Raw genomic sequence first — 20,878 nt, 5'->3', positions numbered from 1 at the left:
TTAAATTAAAATTGTTATCCTATAGATTCTGTAATCTCTCTTTTGGATCTTTTTCTCATCATAAAATCCTCATAATAATCTCTCATCATTCTATAAAGCCTATCAAATATATAATTATAATACTCATCATCAGAGCCTAGTATCATAAATTTACGGGTAATATCTAATGTCTTTTGAAAATTCATAAATCCATCCTCTATCCTAGATGATGAATTGCTTCTAGAAATATTTAAAGCTTCAATACCTATTTCATATATCCAAGGGAAATCGTTTCTACATAAACCTAGAATCATTTTTATGCCAGTATCTATATTGAAACGTGAACTGTACTCAATCATTTCATCTAATACTCTCATTGGTATTACCTTTCTACTTCTTTTATTGATATCATTATTTGAGCTTAAGTTACTTTGAATTCTTGCTGGCAAATCTTTTAACATTATTTTCATTTCTTCATATAGACCTGCAATTGCAAGTTCTTTTCCTATATTGTCATCTACAGATTTATCTATATTCTTAATTTTACCTTTGTTTATATCAGTTTTTAATATTGAATTTATTTTTTCTTTAAATAAATTCACTTGTCCTTTTATAACTTGTTCATCTGGTTCAGAATTTGGTATCGTCTTAACTAACTGTAACACTAATTTAGTTAATGAATCTTCATCATCTCCACAATTTTGGAACTGAGCAAATGGACCACTATTAGCTTTACTTAAAGGAATTCCTATGCAGATACCTAAAATTGATGTATCTAATTTTCCCTTAGCAACACCAGCCTCGAACAATATCCAAGGTCTATTAATACTATTATCCGTCAGTAAGCATACAACACTTGTTGCTTCTTGCAACTTTTTCATTATTTCTGGATACCATTCTACACCATATTCAATACCCTGGTTTCCTTTTTTATCTGATGTTCTAAATGACTTTAACACACCTGCACTAACACTACTTAACAATTTGCTAAATGCTTCTGATATTTCAGCATCTCTTGTGTCATGACTTATAAAAACTAATGGCCTTTTTGGTGTTAAATCTTGTTTTTCACTATTACTACTTTCTTGCATTTTAATCCTCCATTGTAAATTATACTATCTTCATATTAAGTAACTTTCATTATATATTACTATTTTATTGATATTTAAATGTTGTGTAAAACCATAATATATATAGATGAAAAAATATCAAAATAATTGTTTTCCTTATTTTTATTTGATTTAATTATTTTTCTTGACACTTATTCCAGCGAAACTTAAAATTTCAGGAATATTTGATATTTGTTTTAGATCTTCAAGCTGAAAATCTTTAATATTGGGATACATTTCTTTTAAATCTATGTCCAAATTTCCCTTATAACTAAAAATATGTGAAATATCAGCTAACTCTTCCCAAGGAACCAAACAAGCATGTTTTCTTTTCTTATAATTTTTTCTATCGTTATATCCTAATTTAACATCCTTTGTTTTTTTCATTTGTTCAATTTCTTCATATGTAAATTGTGTCCACCCATTCACAAAATGGAACGCATTCCAACGTAAATGTTCTAAGCGTGAAAGATTTTCAAGCTGCTCATAATTTGCATAATCATTAAGTTTTGAATCTTTCCTAAAATGACTAATTGTATTACTTTTGTTTATTTTGTATCCTAATAATGCTAATTTAGTACTTAAATGTGCAGCCACTGCGCGATTTGTATTTTTATTGAATAGACTAAGTTCTTTCCAATTATCAAATTCCATCGCAGAATCCGATTCCAATTGTTGTTTAATCCTATAATTATAGTATTCATTTACTTTCTTTGCTAATTTATCTATTAATTCATCTATTATTATTTCTTCAGTGAATATACTTTCATACTCACCGAAAAACTTTATATACTTAAAAACTGCATTCTCATCTTTATTCGTAAAAAGATTGGATTGATTGCGCATATGCACAGCCATAATTTTTTTACCCCAATCAATATTATTATTTATAGCAAAGGTTTGTATACTCTGTGCAAGTTCTAGATTGTTATAATCATTTTCTGTTGCTATAACTATGTAATTAATATCATCTATTCTTGCTTTAAGTAATTCAAAAAATTCAACACTTTGTGATGAATAATTTTTAAATGTTATACCAGGATATTGTTTTTCTATATATTTATGTTCATTCCTAAACTGCCATGATTTATTTTCCCATTGGTTATCAACTACTATTGCATTAAATTGCACTGCTTTTTTATCCTTAGATATGAATTGCCCATTGCATATGCTTTTAAATAAAACATCTCTACCTATTTTACCAAACCCTATAATTAGGATTGTAAACTCTTTGTCCTTTACTGTTGACGTACTTGTATCAATATCAAGTCTTTCAAATATAGGATAATCCCTCATAAGTTTTCGTGTTGCTATATCAGCTTCACTAACTATATTAATATCGTAGTTTATATCACTCTTTAATGTTTCTTCAATATCTCTTGATATAATATTATTATTTAATTCTATAAATATCCTTAATTTGTTCCTAGGTACTTTATTTTCATTGGCAACATTTATGACTGCCCTAGCTATACTAATATTATATATTTCATCATCTTCCAATAATAAAAGTTCTATATTTGCTCTTAAATATTTGTTAAAAAAGCCTATTTTTTTTAATAATTTATTATTAATAGCACCTCTATTCAAAATCCGTTCTTTTATCAGTATCGCCCCTAAATCACAGATATTTTTACTAATAGTTTCATTTGCATTAATATCTATAATAACAACTACTCTATTTTTTTTTGAAATTAGACTATTAGCTAAACATAAAGATTTTGAATTTGCTCCACATATAACATATTGGGTTTTGCGAACATTAAAAAACAATATCATTTTTTCTATAATTCGACGCCCAAATAATGCTAATATGCCAAAAATAGATGATATCAATGCTAAAACATGCACTGCCCAATAAATTGGTAAAAACCAAACTGAATTCATAATCGATACACTATTAGAAGTATTTTTTATTTCTGAATAGTCATAATCTAAAAAAAACATGCGTGCAGTGCTAATTATAGCTCTAAAACCAGATATAAACCTTCCATTACTTTCCTTATACCCAATAAAATACAATAAAACGCCCATGATAGCTGTTATAATAAATATAATAGCAGAATATATCTTTCTATTATGTTCTGTTTTACATTTGCAAACTCCTAGACCAAGTAAGCAGAATATTGCTATAATTAAAGTATATATAAATACTTTAGATGAACTTAAATAATTAATTAGTTCCATAATATTAATTTGAGAATCTTGATTCAAAACACTTATTCCTCTTTTCATAGATTTACTTTTATAAATTACTTGCTACTTTATAATTTCTCTAATTACATCATATATCTTCTTGAACTTGCTAATATCTATATAATACTATAAATCTTTCATTCTGTTATTTATCTATGCATTATTAGATAAAGCAACATTATTATTGTTGATAGCAAATCATTATTGTCTATTATCTTAAATATTTTATAATTAAATTAAATCTTCCTTATTTTTTATTCCCTCTTAAAATAACAATTCATTCAAGTGATACCGTATAATATTCATCTACCTATTGAAAATACTATTATTCATAGTACATTTTTGTCTGTATTATTTGTTCCCAAAAATCTAAATTATTTATATTAATATCTATTTTGTATTCTTCTTCAAGTTCTAGGCATAATACTTCATTTTCTTTCAATAACTGAGATAATTCTAAAAGGTACTTCTCTAATTCTACAAGTTTATAACTACTCCAATTTACATCATATTCTTCATCTATATATCCTCTTGCTATTGCTTGATCTATTTCTTCCTTATTATATTGATAAGTAAAATGTAAATTTTTATTACAATAATTATTATATATTATAGTTACTATAACTGGTTTAAATTGCTTAGTTGCTTCTCTTATATTTTTAATAATTTCTTCAAATTTATCTTCAACTTTAATAGCATCATCATCTTTTAGCACTGCTTTAACCTGTTCTTTATCTTTTAATTCTTTTAAGCTCTCTATTATGTCATTTAATTTTTCATTTTCCTTTAATAATTTCTTATTCAAATTTTTCAAGTTTGAGCATTGCTTCTCCATAGAATCATAAGTTTCATTTGAAACTATTGGTAAGAAAGGGTTTTCCTCAAAGTAATTCTCTAATTTCAGTAGAAATTCTTGCTTTTTATTCGTCCATCTATCGCTTTTTATGTCAAATTCTCTACCTTTGAATATTTCCTGTATTGTGTCTCTCACTCTATCTAAACTAGTCTCATCATTTAGTTTTTCTATTTGTGAAACATCCATTATAACTCCGATATTATTATAAGTAATTGGATATACTATTAATTGTAATACTTTTTTGCCACTTGCCCATGCTGCTCCCATTTCATTTAAACATACTTCACTTTGCTTATAATTAGGTGTAATAAATAATATTATTACTTCACACTGTGCTATATTTTCTTTTATAGAATCTCTCCAATTTTCTCCTGATTCGATCTTTGTACCATCTCCTGATGTATAAAATATATCAGTATGACTAAAACTTAACACACCTATTAATATATCATCCATAAAATATGACACTATTTTTTTGTCCTTACTTGAATGGCTTAAGAATATTTTTTTTAATTTCTTATCCATTGTTACGCCCCTTTCTATATCTCTAAATAAATCGTACTATATAATGCGGTATTTTTCATAATATTATAACTTCTTATAAAAATACAATACGATCGATTTATTTATAGTTGTATTTTTTTTAATATAACTACAAATCATTAATTTTCATATATACTTGGACTTGTTTGGTTACTACAAAAATATATTTTCAAAATATTAATTCAAAAAGACTTCACCTATTTAAGCAAAGTCTTAAAGCAAACAAGTTAAGTATTAATACCTATTTATCCCCCTCATCCCATGAATTGGTACCTCGGATAGCATTAACTATGCTATCGGTATTCCATCTAACAAGTGCTAATTCTTTATATTCATTATCTTTTAATGTACGTAAACTCGAAGGTATTTTTGAAGATGACTGACCATACAAATAAACACCAACAATTCTTTTATTTTTCTCTGCTGCATAATCAATTTCATAATTAACCCAAGATCTAGTATATGTTCCTGGTCCAATAATAACTACTACTGTACCTGCCCAATCTATCTTTGCATTAATATCATTCTTAATTTGAGATGTTGTTTGGGCTGGATTCTCTTCATTCAACGATCCATTTTTGAAATCAAAATAACCTCTATCCTTAAGCTTCTGGATTATATCACCATATTCATTACTATTTTTGAAATAATAACTAAAAAAAAGATTCTTTGTATTCATTTATTTACTCCTCCTATTTTTCATAAATTTACATTAATATTATTTATAAATTTTCTTTGCATTTTATTAAAAAATTTATAATTTCATTATAACAATTTGGTTTATTTTGAACTTCCTCAATTAATTTAAATGAGTCCATGAATGTTTTAATTTCCCACCAATCACTACAATAGTTTACTCCTTGTTTTATATATGTAATTAAACTACTTTCATCTTGACCAATAAAAAGAGATGTCTCAAACAAATCAAAATAACTCCATGGCGTATTATATGGAGGAGTATTTTTGATTTGATTTTCTAAATACATTTTACTGCGTTCTAAATAAAATTTAGTTTTCTCATCGATACTTAAATATCCTTCAATTTTTGCTTTAATCTTAATAGCATTTAATAGCGGATATGAATTTCCTCGAGATAGTTCAACTGATTTATTATACATTTCTAGAGCTTCTTTATACTTTTCTTTTCTTTTTAAAATCCCTCCTAAACTTGCGTAAACATCAAAATCAATATCATTTAAATTTATTGCTTTTCTCAAACTTTCTTCTCCAGTTACTTGAAATAATGAAGGATTTCTATAATATAATTTATTTTCTGCGATCCCTTTTTCCTTATGAGCTTCATAAAAATTGGGCTCAATGTAACATATTTGAGTAAATTGTTCTAAAGCCTTTTCCCATTCACCAATATTTTTGTATATTATACCCATTCTCATTTTGAGTAATATATTGTTCTTTTCAATGTTTAAAGCTTTTTTATATAATTCTAAAGCTATACTATTATCATTATTACGCAATGCATTTTCAGCATCTTTTAGTAACGTCTCAAATACATAATTATTCTGCTGAGATTTTAACGCAACCTGAACAGGACTATCTAATTTATTATATTTTAATGTATCTAGTAAAACGTTTTTGACTAATTCTATTGATTCTTTTATCTGTTCTTGAGGATCATAACAATAAGGAAATGCCTTAATATGATTAATATCAAATGGTATTGGTGCCTCTAATAATCTAAAAATAGCAGTCCCTGTTGGTCTAGAATGATGCCTAATGCCCAGTTCATAAAAAACGTTTGGGTTTAATCCTGTTATATCAGTTAGAACTAACCTTGAGTATTCCAAATATTCAAACATTTCCTGACTAATATCACCCGAAAAGAAATCCTTATCTGTTCGTTTTGCTGTAAGAAATCCACCTTCAGGTAATTTTACACTTTGTATTGCAGGAACAAAAATGTTATTGTATATATAATCAAAATCCATACTTATTGCATAATCATTTTTTAAGTGTATAAATCCAAACAAACTGCTTTTTTGCTTTTTAGTTTTTATTGTTTTCGTACCAAATGGCATTACTACAAAACATATTTTCGAATAGTCCACCTTTTTATCCTCCATCCCTTATATTTTTTATTATCATTGATAAATTGATCCACTATGAAAATTTGTATAGCTTACTTTTTATCCAAATTTTCTTTAATTTTCTTAATTATCGAAGGTGTATTGAACCCTACTGGTCCACCTTCAGTATCAGCATTTTGAATATATGTTGGTATGTTTCCTTTATAAGCAAATGGCTTTACTGATAATATAGTTTTGTTAAACTCCGTTGCAACTTCAACCTCATATTTGCACCAATGACTATCATTCATTGCCATTTTAGCAAAAACAATAAAGTAATTACATTGACGAACTTGCTCTCTAAGTTCACTTTCTATCTCTTTTACACGTTCTACATCTAATGGATTATGTTTTGGAACAGAATAATCTAAAAACTCAAATCCATTTTCTTTAAGTTTTGTTGTTAAATTAGTATAATCATCATCATCTGCCCACCGATGAGATATAAAAATATTTGCTTTCCATATTTTAGCCTCCTAAATTTGATTATTCTATTTTTTACATAAATTATAACTTTAAGTATTGGTTACATTATACTACATTTTATTCTATGATTAGCCGTTTTTATTAGCTTGCAACTAATATTTTTGCAACTATTTAAAAACTTAACAGGATTATCCTTATCAAGTTTCACATACTTCTTGTTATCCCAACTTTCAAAATCTTCCGTCCTATTACATCTAATCATATCCACCATATTAGACCCCTCCCGATTAAATTCATAAAAAATCCAACAAACACCCTCTTCATCAATTTCCATCTTAACCTTTCTCCCGTTATAAAAAGCAATGACAATATGACTCTTATACCCCTTACTCATGCTTGTATTTTCAAGCTTTCTAATAAAGTCATGTCATCTGCTACCAAATAAAGCTTCTTCATTTTCAAATAGTTCATCATTTTCTTTTAAAAAATCACAAATAATCATTAAAAGGATTCAAAGAACTTTTGTCTTCTTTATTACCGTCTAAACCTCATCATCAATATTATAAAAAACTCAACCCTTCTTGGTCTATGATCTAGTATCTCTTTAACTCTTAAAAATTCTTCTCTTACGCAATCATTAACATTCATTTCTTTATCTGCTAATTTCCTAAATACATCTATAATCCAAAAATCAAAATCCATTCTACAATCTTCCGGATATTCTTCTTTAAATATCCCTTTCTTAGCTTCCATCCTTGACTAAGTTTTTTCTTCGATTTCATTTATAAACTTAAAATCTATTTCCTGTTTAACATTTGAAAATGCAGTTATATTATTATAGTAAGTTTTCTTAAATTTTTTTACCAATTTATTCTAGTACTTTGTACTATGTGGACTAATATCTCCCTCGTTGAATCCTAGGGATTAGAACCTTCTTTTGTAATATTTCCAACATAATCAGAAAATGTTTTTAATGCTTTAATTTTAAGTAATTACACTTCTTTTTACTATCTGATTCATATTCTTTGTTATGAATAATTTGAAATTCAGCTTATTACAAAATTCGTATATCCCTTTATATAGTTAAACTTACTGAACATCTAGACTTAATGCATTTAGAAACTTAATTATATCTAATCTTGCATTATTTTTGCTTTTATGCGTTTCTATATAATATCTTTCTATTTGAATTGGTGAAAAGAATTTACTACCACTTATATGTTTATTTTCTTTATTAATTAGATACCTTTTATTACCTGTTTTAAAAGGTACGATACTATCAAAATCAATCTGTTTCATAATTAAATACTCAAATATTTTTCTGTAAAATGATTTAACAGAATCAGCTTCTATTTTACTATCGCCTAAAATTATAGATAAATCTTCATCTGTTTTATTCTGAATATTATCTAAATCTTCTTCTGATTTTTCAATCTTCTTTCTTATATTAACTTTTACATCGTTAGAAAAATTATTGTCTTTCTCATTAGTAGTTAGATTTATGTATGTACTCTCATTAACTTTTGTTTTAAAACATTGAGTAGTTATAGTGTTAATAAATAAATCTCTTTTTTGTTCCCAGCGTATATCTGGAATAGAAGACAATCCAAATTCATTCAACAAACAATCTTTTAACTGACCAAGTTTTTCTTTAACCTCGGTTACTTCGTTATCAAGTTTTAATCCAATTTGTCGTGGGTTTATAGCTCCTTCAACTTCTGTAAATTCAAATCCAGGCAACAAAATAGTTGTATATCTATTTTGTAATATCCAGGCAGCACCCATTTCATTCATACATGCAACACTTTTATAATAATTATCTGATAACACAAGAATAACATGAAGATTGTGAGTTTCAAATTGAAGTTTTAGGTAGCTATAAATATCATTATCCAATGGAATGCCATAACCTGGAATAGATGAACAGAAAATAAGTTCTTGATTTAATCCTACACCTTCTAATAAATCAATTAATTTTGAAACATACTCCTTATCAGAACTAGAATGACTAATAAATATTTTAGGACTTTTTTGTTGCATAGTAATTTCTCCTTTTATTCGTGCTATTTCTAAAGGATAATATTTATCAATATTTTTTTTGATTGCATTTAAACTTCCCGAAACTTCATTAAATGTTCTTTCATCCTTCCAACCATTAAATCCTTGTTTTAATTTTATCAAGGTATCCCATATAAAATTATCTTTCGTCTGGTCGTAAATATCTTGTAATTCAAGTTGAACTTCTTGCTTCCAGTCAGCAAATGTAAAAGTATCATAAATAATATTTACACCTGTGCCACTTGAAATGTGGAAATTCATTTTTATGTCATCAATTTGATTAATTAAACTTAATAAATTGTTTTTCATCATTTTTCACCTCATAAAAGTATATAATATAATTAATTTAACTTGTCCTTAAAATATAACTGTAGTTATAGAAAAATTATATACAAATTAGGTCTATGTTATTGTAATTTGTATAAAATCCAAATATGCAGGATAGATATTATTAGTATGTGAATTTTCAAGTATTTGTTAATAACATAATTAGGATATATTATTAATGTATACCAAAACTTCTTTCCTCATAATACCTAATGCTTCTATAATCAATAACATCCTTCATATGTTTTGTAAATTCATAATTACCAACAGTATCTTGCATATCTACATTCAACTCCATCAAAACACTCTCACTACTCATAAAAAAATCCCCTTCACTCCTAACCAAAGCCCTAACCGGATTCTCCCTAGCCAACCTCACCCACTTCTTCTTGTCCCACGCTTCAAAATCTGCCGTCCCCTTATCCCTAAGCATATCCACCTTATTACTACCCTTCCAATAAAACTCATAAAAGCTCCTATAGACATCCTCTTCATCAATTTCCATCTTCACATTCCCCCCATTATAAAATGCAAGAAAAACAGGAATTTTATAGCTCTTACTCATCTTTGTAGTTTCAATCATTCTAATAAAGTCATGTCCTATGCTATTAAATAAAGCTTCTTCACTTTCAAATAATTCTCCGTTTTCTTTTAAGAAGCTCAAATAATCATTAAAAGGATTTAGTTTTCTATCATTTCTTTTTATTTCTGAATATATTTCATCATCTATATTATTGAAAAATTCAACTCTGCTTGGTCTATGTCCTACAACTTCTTTTACTCTTAAGAATTCTTCTAAAATCCTATCTTTGATATTCATTTCTTTAGCAGCTAATTTCTTAAATACATCAATAATTCTAAAATCAAAATCTACTCTACAGTCTTCTGGATACTCTTCTTCGTTGAATATTCCTTTTTTAACTTCAATTCTAGAATAAGCTTTTCCACTTAATAAGAATGGTAAAAGATCAGCTTTTTTATAATTTCCTATGAAATCTAAAACATTTAAATACTTCTTATCTTTATGCTTTCTAAGACCTCTCCCCAATTGCTGCAAAAATACAGTTGGTGACTGTGTTGGTCTTAAAAACATAACCAAATCAATTGATGGTATATCCAGACCTTCATTAAACATATCAACTGAAAAAATCACTTTGATTTCTCCCTTAGTTAGTTTATTCAATGCATCTGTTCTATCCCTTGAATATTCTCCATTTTCTCCACTATATACTGCTACAGCATCTATACCATTTTCACAAAAGTATTTAGCCATATATTCTGCGTGCTTTTTTGATGTACAAAAACCTAATGCTCTATTTGAATTATATTTTTTATAGTGATTTAAAATTAAATCGCCTCTTCTATTAAGCATCAATGCATCTTATAATTCTTTATCACTATATTTCCCGTTCTTAAATTCAATATTTTCATAATTAACAGTTTCATCATAGATTCCATAATACCTAAAAGGTACAAGATATCCTTTATTAATTGCATCACTAAGCCTTATTTCATAAACTGTATTATAATCACAAATAGAAAATACATCTTTTGAATCAAGTCTTTCAGGTGTTGCAGTTAATCCAAGCAAGAATTTTGGTGTAAAATAATCTATAATTTTTCTATAATTATTTGATACTGCATGATGAAATTCATCAATTACAATATAATCAAAGTAATCTCTTTTAAAATACTCTTCATTCAAATATTCATCCTTGCCCAAGGTTTGTACCAATGCAAAAATCATTGATTTATCTTTATCCTTAATATTGTTATAAAAATAGCCAATATCCTCTGATTTTCTGACATTTTTAAAGCTTGTAGCTGCCTGTTTAATTATTTCTTCTCTATGTGCTACAAATAAAACTCTTTCAGCCTTAATAGAATCAAATGCTGCTAAATATGTTTTTCCCACTCCTGTAGCTGCTACTACTAAACCTTTATCAAATCCTTCTTTCCTTGAGTTTTCCAATTCATATAAAGCTTCAATCTGCGCTCCCTTTGGTTCAAAAAATTCTATAATCTTATTTCCATCAATTTCTTTTGGTTCTATTTCAGCAACCTTTTCTTTAGCTTTTTCAAGATCCTTATAAACCTGTGGTCTTTTCCAGTTTTTTGAGTAATTCTTCATTACAGCATCATCAATAATTTCAGAATAATTCAGAAATAAATTTTCAAATTCATTATAAAAAACATTAAAATCTTCAGGATTTTGTGAACGCAAGAATCTATAATTCCATTCAATAGAATCAGTTAAGGCTCCTTTTGAAAGATTGGATGATCCAATATAAATTTCACTATCTTTTTCAGTATGAAAAATATAAGATTTAGGGTGGAATGACTTGTTATGCACATTATAAAATCGTAGATCAACTTTATCCTTAAGTTCTCGCTTAAGCATATAGAGCGCAGAGGGAGATGTGATATTTAAATAACTTCCTGTCAAAATTCTTATTTTTACATTTCTATCTATGGCTTCTTTCAAATCCTCTAAAATCATTTTCACTCCAGAATCCATAAGAAAAGAAACTATTATATCAATAGCTTTTGCATTTTTAATGCTTTCTCTAAGTTTAATGTATAAGTGATTTTCATTTCCTGTACTTACATTTCTAAACTTATTTATATCTGTGCCTTCATCAGTTAAAACTGCTTCCTTTGCATTTATATTTATCTTTTCATCTTCAAGCATTTTAGAACTTCTCATAATTTTCCCCTCAATAATCCCATTTTCTGCTTTTTATATGAGTATTTTACCATAATAACAATATTATTTCTATTGCCATATATGATAAATTTCCAAATTTAATAAAAATATGTGAATATTCTAAGGATTATGAGTTTTATCACATCTCTTTTATGTTATTTAAATAAAAAAATTAGTTAGCCTTATTTCTATTTAAAGCTAACTAATTTAAAATGATATATATACGATAGCAATTCAAGAACTACTTCACAATTTTAAGTACAATCCCTTCCTTAAAGCCCCCACGTTCCTCTTTCTTCTTATCTCTAGCCTTCAAAAGATCTCCTTCACTATATCCTAAGCTATCAGCAAGTCCAAACAATACTTCCATTACATCAGCTAATTCCTCTAAATTCTTATCCTCTAAAAACTCATTAACTTCTTCCTGTAATTTAGCTTCCAAAAGCTTGTACTTTTCATCTCCAGTTACAATTGCAGTATCACATTCTCTTCCATCTGCTTTTATTATTTCTGGGATTTTGTCTCTAACTAACTTATTATATGTTTTCATGGCTTCTCACTCTTTTCGTAATTATTTATTTAAATTTAGATTACTTCCAATGCTTCCTTACCATAAATTCAATTGCCTTTTTTTCATTTCCATACTTCAAAACACTATTCTCTTCACAAACCTCAATTACAAAATCACTAAAGTAAACCTGTATATCTTCTTTAGTAAAAAACCTCTTATATCCAGCTTCTGTCAAATAGAAATTCTTTTCTATTTCTTCTCCACATCCTGCCCCAAAATTAAAATCCTTTATAGAATTTACTCTTCCAATTAAATATCCATTAGGTTTTAATACTCTTCTTATTTCATTAACTATATTTTTGGTTGTTTTATCATCAAAATAATGAAGAGATAAATCTGCTATTATTAGGCCTATGCTTACATCCTCAAAAGGCAAAGTTTTTGAAATGTCCATTTGAATTGTTTTTGATTTTGGTATAGCTTCCTCTAATTTCTTTAAAGCTTCTTCTGAATAATCACACGAAACCACTTTATACCCTTTTTCACTTAAGTATAAAGTATCTGCTCCTATCCCACATCCTAAATCAATTATTTCTTCATTCTTGTATTTTTCCAAAATATTTGTGTATCTATTTAACCATAAATCATAGGATGGTTTATTTACTATTTTACTTTTATAAATATTATCCCAAAACTTTTTATTATACATTGACTTTCTCCTAATTGCATTAATTTCTTTCTTAACAAATAAACTAATCTCTACAATAACTTTTCATTGCATCTACAACTCTTTCTGCAATAACAGAATTTGAAACTTGAAGATTAATGTTTAATCCTTCCACAGAGGATATATATATATCATAATATAAGCATATAGGCAACTGTCTATTATTGCTAAATCTTCTATCAAGGGAGGCATTTTTATTTACATATTGCCATGTATAATCTATGACTTCTGAATCTCTTGGTATATGTCCATTTTCAATAAAGCGAGAAGGCTCAAGTTTAATAGAAATGCTATTATAATTAATTACGCCTATATCATTATCCTTAAATATTAGAATTTTATCTGGAAGAAATATAAGTTTTTCTTGATTTAAGCATACTTGTATAATATCAATATCCGTATCAAAAAATGATGGTGCTTCATTTTTAATTACAATAGGGATTCTCTTTAGAAGGTGAGATGCACCTGCTTCATATTTTCTTCGAGGTTAAGAAACATTTGAATATTGATTTACCTGCCACTTCCCATCAGCATTATTTAATTGTTTCAATTTTTCAACTACATTTTTATAGTTTTTCATAATTAAATCATCACTAATATATTCTAATTTTATCTTTGTTTTAGGATGAATTGAATATTTAAATATTAATGCCATAAAAAATAATATAGCTATAGCTAGCTGCCCAAAAACTAATGTCATTGTACCACTTAATCCTATACCTATCATTATATACTTATGATTTTGCTCTGATTTTTCAATATGTTTTATACCTTCAATAAATTGTGAATACTCTACACTTTGAAAATTCTTTATTGAAGCAGACTTAATCGAAATATATTCCATATCATTTTGTTCATTTATTAGCTGTCTTTTATCCGAAATTTTTTTCGATTTACTTTCTTCTACATGGCTAAACCCAGTTCCATGTATTGATACTGTTTGTCTAACCTTTCCATTTGCAGTTTTAGTTATTCTATATCCTGGAATCCCCCAGCTATAGCCAATTCCTGATTGACTTAAATTAACTCTAAATCCTCCACCTAAATTAATACTTTTTCTAAACCTAACCCCCATATAAATCCCCCTCTATTTTATAATATTAAAAATTCCATGCTTCTCATCTGAATAATAAAGTATTTTCTTTACTCAATAATTATATTAACAAAATAAATTTTTCTATAATCCTAATATTACTTAATCCACTCATTAAAAATTTCTATAACCTCTCCATCATTATCTTCAATCTTCTCAAACAAAATTTCAAGCATCCCTTTAAAAATTCTACACCTATAAGAATTAACATTCGGAGCAAACAAATTGCCATACTGAGCATAATTACAAACTGGACATACTCCACAATATGGGCTATATGCACATTGCTCGCAGCCTGGAATTGCTTCAAGGCATGAGGATACAGCTACTGTTTTGCATACCGGATTTTTTATTAAATCTTTTAGGGTATTTTTATATACATCACCAAGTTTAAAACTTTCATCTCCCATTTCTGAAAGCATTCTTCCTTCATCACAGGTATATATATTTCCATCATAATTATACGCAAGCTGTCCTATAGATCCTCCACAAGGTGATCTTAATTCCATATAGTTTATTGGATCATTGTTTAGGATTTTCTTTAATAAGATTACTGCATTTGCTTCCTTTATATTTACGCCTTTAACTGCCAGCTCTATTATGTAATTTAAGGTTTTCTTATAAAAGTTTAAATACTCTTCTGCTGTATATCCAATTTCTCCCCAATGTTTTGCTGCATATCCCATTGGAGTTAGTGGGCGGACAAAAATTAAATTCATTCCAAGTGACACATATTCATCAACAATTTCTTTTGGATAATCAAGACTAAATTTACTTGTTGTTTGTATAGCTTGTACTGATCTTGAAAAATTGGATGCTTTATTAAGTAGCTCTAGTTTGCTTTTTGTTATTTCTAAGCTATTTCCCTTATTATATTTTCTATTTCTATTATGTAGTGTTTCTGGTCCATCAATAGATGTAGATACCCCTATGTTATTTTCAATAATAAAGTTTATCATTTCGTCATTTATTAATGTTAAATTAGAAACCATTGAATAGGATATATCTTTTCCTAATTCTTTGTTTCTTTCTTTTGAATAGCTTACAATATATTTTATAACTTCAAAATTTGCAAGTGGTTCCCCTCCTTGAAATTCAAAGGTCAAATTCATAGATGGAGATTGAAGGGCAATATCAACTGCTCTTTTAGCTATTCCTTTTGTCATAAATTTATGATTATCTCCACAGTTTTCTGCCTTATTGTACGCAGATGCCTGACAGTATATACAGCTTAAATTACAAAAAGTCGTTAAAACAAATATATACAATTGCGTCCCATCATTAAGGTAATTCTTCATTTTTCTCAGTTTACTTGAAGCTTTTTCAATAAATACCTCTTTATCCTTATAGATAAAATAATTATCTTCTAAAGATTTAAGCTGAGCTTTAGGAATATTAAAATCCTGTTTAAGTATGCTCTTCATATGATTTTTATCAATAAATAAATATCTTCCTAAATCATTAGTAATTAAGAACTTATCCTTCATTTCTTCAAAATTAAAGTAATTTATCTTATAATCTGCATTAGTCAAATTATCCATTATACTATACCTATTCCCTTTAAGTTTTTAAATTTCTTAGTGGAATAAAAGAAGCCTCCACATTTTTCTTTTACTGTACACCCTTCGCACTCTTCTCCATATTTAACTTTGTAGCCTGTTATACTTTTTTTAGTAATACTCCAAAACTTTTTATCGATATAGCATAATGGAATATTATAGATATAGGCACGAATTCCGCTAGATAACAAAGTCAAACATGCCATTTCTAATTGTTCTTTAAAATCAATAAAATCAACCCAGACTTCTTCACGATTTGCATATGCATTACCCAGTATTTCCATAGCAATAAAGTTTACTCTATAACAATCAGAAAATTCTCTAGTAATCATCTTTGCTATATTGTTCAAATCTAAATAATTTAGTTTATTTATTACAATTCTTATTTCAACAAGTTGTTTGTATCTCAATAAATTTTTCATTCCATTAACTGTTTGTACATAACTCCCTTTAACCCTTGTAATTTCATCATGTACATCTTCCTTATGAGAATGAAGTGGAATTCCTATAATAATGTTACTTGGGCAATGCTTTATAAATTCCTTAGTATAATTTTCATAATAAAAAGTTCTTCCATTGGTTAACATTACAAATTCAGTATTATGGAATCTATCTCTGCATATATCTAAAATATGAAATAACTCTTCTCTTAAAAAGGTAGGCTCTCCACCAGTTATACATATATATCTAGTATTATCATCCATCAATTTAATAGCTAATTTTATAATATTTACATCAGCATTATGACGTATACTCCTTATTCCATCTGAATCCGGACACATTATACAATTATTATTGCATTGATTAGTTGTTAAAATAATTTGCTCTGAAGCGTTAGCTTTATATAAAACCTTCAAAGAATTTTTCGTTACGTTTATTTTCACTACATCTCCAGAAACTAGTTTGCTTATATTAATCCCACTAACAAATTTAACACTCTTTCTTAAAAGATCTGCTTCTAGTTCCTTAGGTAGTATATTACTTTCTAATATGTAAGCTAAAAATCCAGGTTTAAACTCCTCATAATCCTTATCTTTTATAACTAATATGCAATTATCTTCTATTTCTAAATTATCATATGTGATTTTTCCTACTAACTCCATTTAATATACTCCTTATTTATATTATGAAATGCAAAATACTTAGAGTCGCCCCAAGTGATATAAATGCTGCAAAAGGAATCTGTCTTACAATATAAATGTGTTCCTGTCCGTATTTACTTTTTGCCCATCTTTTAACACTTTCTGCTTCTTCTACAGTTATCCTTGAATGGATTGATTCTGATTTAAATGCAGGCAGGCCCTTAACTCTAGAATTTATAAATCCAATAAAGGTGCCAGCTGAAAGTACCATCCCTTCTTCTACTGAAATTGTTTTTATTTTTTTATAATTGTATCTTGAGCATAAATTTCTAATAATTATAATAATTAAAACCAAAAATAATATCTTATAATCTATAATAATTCCGCTACTATATCCTTTTATGAAATAATCAACTAAAGTTGCTACTACAGCTAAAATAACAGTAATAACAACTACTCCTTTTTTCTTCATCTTATCTAAAAAGTAGAACATTAGAATAACAACTAAAAACCTAATAATTAAAACATTATTGTTTAAAAATCCTCTTGATACTAAATCAATTATTTTATAAATAATTGTTATAATTGAAAAGGAGTATAACCACTTTAATAAAAATTCTTTTATATTAATGGTCCTAAAAAAATTTTCACGTTCTAAAGTTGGAACTTCCTTATAAAAGAAATATAAACTCTCACCGCATAAATATATAAGAGCCATAGTAAATGTGAAAATATAAAGCATTAATCCTTGAAAAGCAATAACTCCATTATTTTGAAAAATATTTATTGGTTCTACTAAAAGTATTAAAATTACATACTTTGAATCTCCAGCTCCCCAAATATCAAAATAATATAGGCAAATTGAAATCAATGTGCCTATTAATAAATTTATTATATATCCGCTAAAATTAAAAATTTGCTTTTCATATAATATCAAATACATACTATATAAAAGTTGGATTATAAGCCCTATTTTCATGAACAATCCTAAATGCTTGTTTAGAATTTTTCCATAATTAAAGTCAGTAATAAATGTTATTACACTAATGCTTATAAGAAATAATATTATTAAAGTTAAATATATGTTGTTTATCATTTTCTGCTATACCTCTGCAGCACTTAGTGCTATTACATAATTTGAAAATTCTTTCATAACATACTCATCATCCGCCTCAAATGTAACTATGGCTCTATCTTCTTTAAATTCTATGTTACTTTTAACTATTTTTTTAAATTCCTCGAAGCCTTCTAGTATTATGCCCCTACTATATATGACTAAACTCATTTCAATTTGCTGCATAACACTACCCCTCATTTTTATCAAACCAATTTACTAATATATCAAACTCATCCTTTAACCTTGAACTATTTTCTTCAATTTCTTCTTTTGGCTCATCATACTCAATACATGTATCATATAAGGCTCTTCCCATAACTAATTCCCTAATATTTTTTGTATCCTTCGCAACAATGAACCTAACATTCTGCCTTAATAATTCATTATGAAATTCACCTTTGTATTTTTTCATTTCTTCGCTGCTCTTTTGCTCTTTACTTTCTAAAACAACCTCAATATTGCTATCTACATAATTCAAAAAAATATAAAAATCTTCTATAAAACTATATGCTGCCTTCATTATAGTTTTAACATTATATATATCTTTGTTAATATAAAAAACTATAGAATTATAATTTTCCTTTGTTAATTTATCACTCATATATTTTCTCTACTTTCTACTAAAAATCAGGTGTTGCATCTGGTGCTTTAGGTGTTCCTGGTGCTTTTGCTAGTGTTTCAGCAGGTGCTTTTGAAGCTGCATTCGTATTTGCTGATGATTCAGTATTTGTACTAGCATTATTTGAAGAACTGGATACTGCTGAATTTGAATTACTTTGAGTTGCACCTGAATTACTTGACCCTGATGTACTTGAGTTAGTGCCATAATCATTAGTTCCTGTAGATGATGATACATGCGATGCATGTGATTCGTGAGATGCATGTCCACTTGGTGCTGCTGATGATGTGTGTGAAGCATGTGATGCATGAGATCTGTGCGCTGCAAATGCCTTTGACGGTATCATTGCTGCTAGAATAACTAACATTGATCCAATAAACAGTACTTTATCTCTACTTATATTACCTTCCTCTTCATATATGAAATCTTGAATTTTTTTATTTATTTTAGGATAATTAATTTTCGCCATATGTATCACCTCCTATCTACTTTCAGAAATGCATTTATTATCTTTCCATGTTCCAGCTAAAGTTTTTGCATCTTTAAAAGTATATGTACCCTTTCCTTCCATTTTGTTGTTATTCCATTCACCATTATACTTATCTCCTACATTTTCACCTGAACCAAATTCATAAACGCCTTGCCCACTCATTGTATCGGCTTTCCAGTCTCCATTATATGTATCTTTACTCTCTTTCCAGGTAAATGTTCCTTTTCCTGATCTTAATCCTTTTTCATAATTTCCTGAATAAACATCCCCATTTGCATAATTTAAAATTCCTTGTCCATTCATTTTATCATCTTTCCACTCACCTTTATAAGTATCTCCATTTGAAGCTGTAAATGTTCCATCACCTTCTCTTTTCCCATTCTTAAGTGTTCCAGTATATTTTCCACTATTAATTGCTTTGTCTTTTACATTTCCATCATTTTGTTCTTGCTGAGCTTGTGCTTGTACTGCTTTAGTGTCATTATTATGACCTCCTACCATGCCTCCAAGAACTAATGATACTACAAAAACAATCGCTAATCCCTTTATTATCTTTAATAACTTTTTAGGTTCAAACTTATTATCTCTCTTAAATTTTGAGTATATAAAAATTAACGTTGTACCTATCAATCCTAAAAAGCTAAAAAAGAAAATTATTCCTAGTAAAACATCCATTATTTTTCCCCTTTCTACTTAAAATATCATAATTAACCATAATATACATTATAATACTAAAAACAGAATATTAAAACTCCATTTTTTCTCAAATTTATAAAATATAAGATTATATCATAGATCAATCTAGTAATTATTAATTCTATTTATGTTTCTATACTTATTGAAATTTATAATTAAATTAATTCTTAACCCTAATTTTTTGTTCATCATTTTAATATCAATAATAATATACTTTCATCCTCATAAGGTAAAGTTTTAGTAATATCCATAGTGATTTATTTTTTCCCATATGCTACTATTATTTAGAGGTGATTATAAATGAAAAAGACAGTAAAGGTTGTCGGCGCAATAATTGAAAATGAAAATAACGAAATACTATGTGCTTTACGCTCAAAGGATATGTCACTAGGAAAGTTTTGGGAGTTTCCTGGTGGGAAAATTGAACAAGGTGAAAGTATTGGTGATGCTATAGTTCGAGAAATAAAAGAAGAGCTTGATTGCACAATTGAATTTATAGATGTATTTTATGATAACACTCATGAATATGACAATGTTATAGTTAACTTGATAACTGTAAAATGTAAATTAGTTGCTGGTACTCCTAAGGCTAATGAACATGCCAAGCTACTTTGGCTTGCTAAGGATTATCTAGAGAGCTTAACTTGGGCTCCTGCTGATATTCCAACCATAAATAAATTATTGGATAAATAATTTCAG

At 27.5% G+C, this 20,878-nt stretch carries 20 protein-coding genes and 1 pseudogene; 1 reads left to right on the top strand and 20 read right to left on the bottom strand.

The window, feature by feature from the left end:
- Positions 1 to 14 precede the first annotated feature (14 nt).
- From L3B98_RS12265 to L3B98_RS12170, 20 genes and pseudogenes are all read right to left on the bottom strand, one after another.
- Positions 15 to 1,070, bottom strand: coding sequence for a TIR domain-containing protein (locus L3B98_RS12265; RefSeq protein ID WP_238916830.1), 1,056 nt, complete (start codon positions 1,068 to 1,070; stop codon positions 15 to 17).
- Positions 1,071 to 1,220: 150 nt separating this feature from the next.
- The gene (locus L3B98_RS12260) at positions 1,221 to 3,323 is read right to left on the bottom strand and encodes a hypothetical protein (protein WP_238916829.1); all 2,103 of its coding nucleotides are present in this window, start codon (positions 3,321 to 3,323) and stop codon (positions 1,221 to 1,223) included.
- Between the two features lie 286 nt (positions 3,324 to 3,609).
- Complete coding sequence (locus L3B98_RS12255) at positions 3,610 to 4,665, bottom strand: toll/interleukin-1 receptor domain-containing protein (RefSeq protein WP_238916828.1); 1,056 nt, start codon at positions 4,663 to 4,665, stop codon at positions 3,610 to 3,612.
- A 259-nt stretch (positions 4,666 to 4,924) separates the two neighbouring features.
- Positions 4,925 to 5,362, bottom strand: a complete 438-nt coding sequence (locus L3B98_RS12250) for a TIR domain-containing protein (protein ID WP_238916827.1) — start codon at positions 5,360 to 5,362, stop codon at positions 4,925 to 4,927.
- A gap of 43 nt (positions 5,363 to 5,405) precedes the next feature.
- Positions 5,406 to 6,749: a hypothetical protein gene (locus tag L3B98_RS29110; RefSeq protein ID WP_238916826.1), complete on the bottom strand. Its 1,344-nt coding sequence runs from the start codon at positions 6,747 to 6,749 to the stop codon at positions 5,406 to 5,408.
- A 71-nt stretch (positions 6,750 to 6,820) separates the two neighbouring features.
- Positions 6,821 to 7,213, bottom strand: a complete 393-nt coding sequence (locus tag L3B98_RS12240; protein ID WP_238916919.1) for a TIR domain-containing protein — start codon at positions 7,211 to 7,213, stop codon at positions 6,821 to 6,823.
- Between the two features lie 80 nt (positions 7,214 to 7,293).
- Positions 7,294 to 7,464, bottom strand: a complete 171-nt coding sequence (locus L3B98_RS12235; protein ID WP_238916825.1) for a hypothetical protein — start codon at positions 7,462 to 7,464, stop codon at positions 7,294 to 7,296.
- Positions 7,465 to 7,727: 263 nt separating this feature from the next.
- Positions 7,728 to 7,946, bottom strand: coding sequence for a hypothetical protein (locus tag L3B98_RS12230; protein ID WP_238916824.1), 219 nt, complete (start codon positions 7,944 to 7,946; stop codon positions 7,728 to 7,730).
- Between the two features lie 336 nt (positions 7,947 to 8,282).
- Positions 8,283 to 9,563 carry a toll/interleukin-1 receptor domain-containing protein gene (locus L3B98_RS12225; RefSeq protein WP_238916823.1) on the bottom strand — a complete coding sequence of 427 codons (1,281 nt, stop codon included), beginning with the start codon at positions 9,561 to 9,563 and terminating at the stop codon, positions 8,283 to 8,285.
- A 190-nt stretch (positions 9,564 to 9,753) separates the two neighbouring features.
- Positions 9,754 to 12,285, bottom strand: a pseudogene (locus L3B98_RS12220) (DEAD/DEAH box helicase family protein).
- Positions 12,286 to 12,526: 241 nt separating this feature from the next.
- Positions 12,527 to 12,835, bottom strand: coding sequence for a nucleoside triphosphate pyrophosphohydrolase (locus L3B98_RS12215; RefSeq protein ID WP_238916822.1), 309 nt, complete (start codon positions 12,833 to 12,835; stop codon positions 12,527 to 12,529).
- A 40-nt stretch (positions 12,836 to 12,875) separates the two neighbouring features.
- Entirely contained in the window at positions 12,876 to 13,505 is a 630-nt protein-coding gene (locus L3B98_RS12210) for a class I SAM-dependent methyltransferase (protein WP_238916821.1), read from the bottom strand.
- 505 nt (positions 13,506 to 14,010) lie between these two features.
- Entirely contained in the window at positions 14,011 to 14,598 is a 588-nt protein-coding gene (locus tag L3B98_RS12205) for a DUF4236 domain-containing protein (protein ID WP_238916820.1), read from the bottom strand.
- Between the two features lie 116 nt (positions 14,599 to 14,714).
- Positions 14,715 to 16,157, bottom strand: a complete 1,443-nt coding sequence (hxsB, locus tag L3B98_RS12200) for a His-Xaa-Ser system radical SAM maturase HxsB (RefSeq protein WP_238916819.1) — start codon at positions 16,155 to 16,157, stop codon at positions 14,715 to 14,717.
- On the bottom strand, positions 16,157 to 17,278 hold the full coding sequence (hxsC, locus tag L3B98_RS12195; protein WP_238916818.1) for a His-Xaa-Ser system radical SAM maturase HxsC: 1,122 nt from the start codon (positions 17,276 to 17,278) through the stop codon (positions 16,157 to 16,159). Before hxsC ends, hxsB begins: the two co-directional genes overlap by 1 nt.
- Positions 17,279 to 17,294: 16 nt before the next feature.
- A complete protein-coding gene (locus tag L3B98_RS12190) occupies positions 17,295 to 18,353 on the bottom strand; it encodes a hypothetical protein (protein ID WP_238916817.1) in 1,059 nt (352 codons plus the stop codon).
- Positions 18,354 to 18,359: 6 nt separating this feature from the next.
- Positions 18,360 to 18,557, bottom strand: a complete 198-nt coding sequence (locus L3B98_RS12185; RefSeq protein WP_238916816.1) for a hypothetical protein — start codon at positions 18,555 to 18,557, stop codon at positions 18,360 to 18,362.
- Positions 18,558 to 18,561: 4 nt separating this feature from the next.
- Positions 18,562 to 18,975 carry a His-Xaa-Ser system protein HxsD gene (gene hxsD, locus L3B98_RS12180; RefSeq protein ID WP_238916815.1) on the bottom strand — a complete coding sequence of 138 codons (414 nt, stop codon included), beginning with the start codon at positions 18,973 to 18,975 and terminating at the stop codon, positions 18,562 to 18,564.
- Between the two features lie 19 nt (positions 18,976 to 18,994).
- On the bottom strand, positions 18,995 to 19,462 hold the full coding sequence (hxsA3, locus tag L3B98_RS12175) for a His-Xaa-Ser repeat protein HxsA3 (protein WP_238916814.1): 468 nt from the start codon (positions 19,460 to 19,462) through the stop codon (positions 18,995 to 18,997).
- Between the two features lie 12 nt (positions 19,463 to 19,474).
- On the bottom strand, positions 19,475 to 20,158 hold the full coding sequence (locus L3B98_RS12170) for a hypothetical protein (protein WP_238916813.1): 684 nt from the start codon (positions 20,156 to 20,158) through the stop codon (positions 19,475 to 19,477).
- Between the two features lie 321 nt (positions 20,159 to 20,479).
- On the opposite strand from L3B98_RS12170, the gene L3B98_RS12165 reads away from it, so the two are divergent.
- Positions 20,480 to 20,872, top strand: coding sequence for a (deoxy)nucleoside triphosphate pyrophosphohydrolase (locus L3B98_RS12165; protein ID WP_238916812.1), 393 nt, complete (start codon positions 20,480 to 20,482; stop codon positions 20,870 to 20,872).
- Positions 20,873 to 20,878: the final 6 nt, after the last annotated feature.

The organism is Clostridium sp. YIM B02555 (assembly GCF_022320955.1).
In the GTDB taxonomy this organism is placed as follows: domain Bacteria; phylum Bacillota; class Clostridia; order Clostridiales; family Clostridiaceae; genus Clostridium; species Clostridium saccharoperbutylacetonicum.
This window is presented reverse-complemented; position numbering and strand designations above follow the sequence as displayed.

Excerpts from the sequence above, each read along its gene's own strand:
- L3B98_RS12215 (WP_238916822.1), bottom strand. The coding sequence starts at position 12,835 with ATGAAAACATATAATAAGTTAGTTAGAGACAAAATCCCAGAAATAATA.
- L3B98_RS12235 (WP_238916825.1), bottom strand. The coding sequence starts at position 7,464 with ATGGTGGATATGATTAGATGTAATAGGACGGAAGATTTTGAAAGTTGG.
- L3B98_RS12265 (WP_238916830.1), bottom strand. The coding sequence starts at position 1,070 with ATGCAAGAAAGTAGTAATAGTGAAAAACAAGATTTAACACCAAAAAGG.
- L3B98_RS12260 (WP_238916829.1), bottom strand. The coding sequence starts at position 3,323 with ATGAAAAGAGGAATAAGTGTTTTGAATCAAGATTCTCAAATTAATATT.
- L3B98_RS12250 (WP_238916827.1), bottom strand. The coding sequence starts at position 5,362 with ATGAATACAAAGAATCTTTTTTTTAGTTATTATTTCAAAAATAGTAAT.
- L3B98_RS12190 (WP_238916817.1), bottom strand. The coding sequence starts at position 18,353 with ATGATAAACAACATATATTTAACTTTAATAATATTATTTCTTATAAGC.
- L3B98_RS12185 (WP_238916816.1), bottom strand. The coding sequence starts at position 18,557 with ATGCAGCAAATTGAAATGAGTTTAGTCATATATAGTAGGGGCATAATA.
- hxsA3 (WP_238916814.1), bottom strand. The coding sequence starts at position 19,462 with ATGGCGAAAATTAATTATCCTAAAATAAATAAAAAAATTCAAGATTTC.
- hxsD (WP_238916815.1), bottom strand. The coding sequence starts at position 18,975 with ATGAGTGATAAATTAACAAAGGAAAATTATAATTCTATAGTTTTTTAT.
- hxsB (WP_238916819.1), bottom strand. The coding sequence starts at position 16,157 with ATGGATAATTTGACTAATGCAGATTATAAGATAAATTACTTTAATTTT.
- L3B98_RS12170 (WP_238916813.1), bottom strand. The coding sequence starts at position 20,158 with ATGGATGTTTTACTAGGAATAATTTTCTTTTTTAGCTTTTTAGGATTG.
- L3B98_RS12205 (WP_238916820.1), bottom strand. The coding sequence starts at position 14,598 with ATGGGGGTTAGGTTTAGAAAAAGTATTAATTTAGGTGGAGGATTTAGA.
- L3B98_RS12225 (WP_238916823.1), bottom strand. The coding sequence starts at position 9,563 with ATGATGAAAAACAATTTATTAAGTTTAATTAATCAAATTGATGACATA.
- L3B98_RS12255 (WP_238916828.1), bottom strand. The coding sequence starts at position 4,665 with ATGGATAAGAAATTAAAAAAAATATTCTTAAGCCATTCAAGTAAGGAC.
- L3B98_RS12230 (WP_238916824.1), bottom strand. The coding sequence starts at position 7,946 with ATGGAAGCTAAGAAAGGGATATTTAAAGAAGAATATCCGGAAGATTGT.
- L3B98_RS12165 (WP_238916812.1), top strand. The coding sequence starts at position 20,480 with ATGAAAAAGACAGTAAAGGTTGTCGGCGCAATAATTGAAAATGAAAAT.
- L3B98_RS12210 (WP_238916821.1), bottom strand. The coding sequence starts at position 13,505 with ATGTATAATAAAAAGTTTTGGGATAATATTTATAAAAGTAAAATAGTA.
- hxsC (WP_238916818.1), bottom strand. The coding sequence starts at position 17,278 with ATGGAGTTAGTAGGAAAAATCACATATGATAATTTAGAAATAGAAGAT.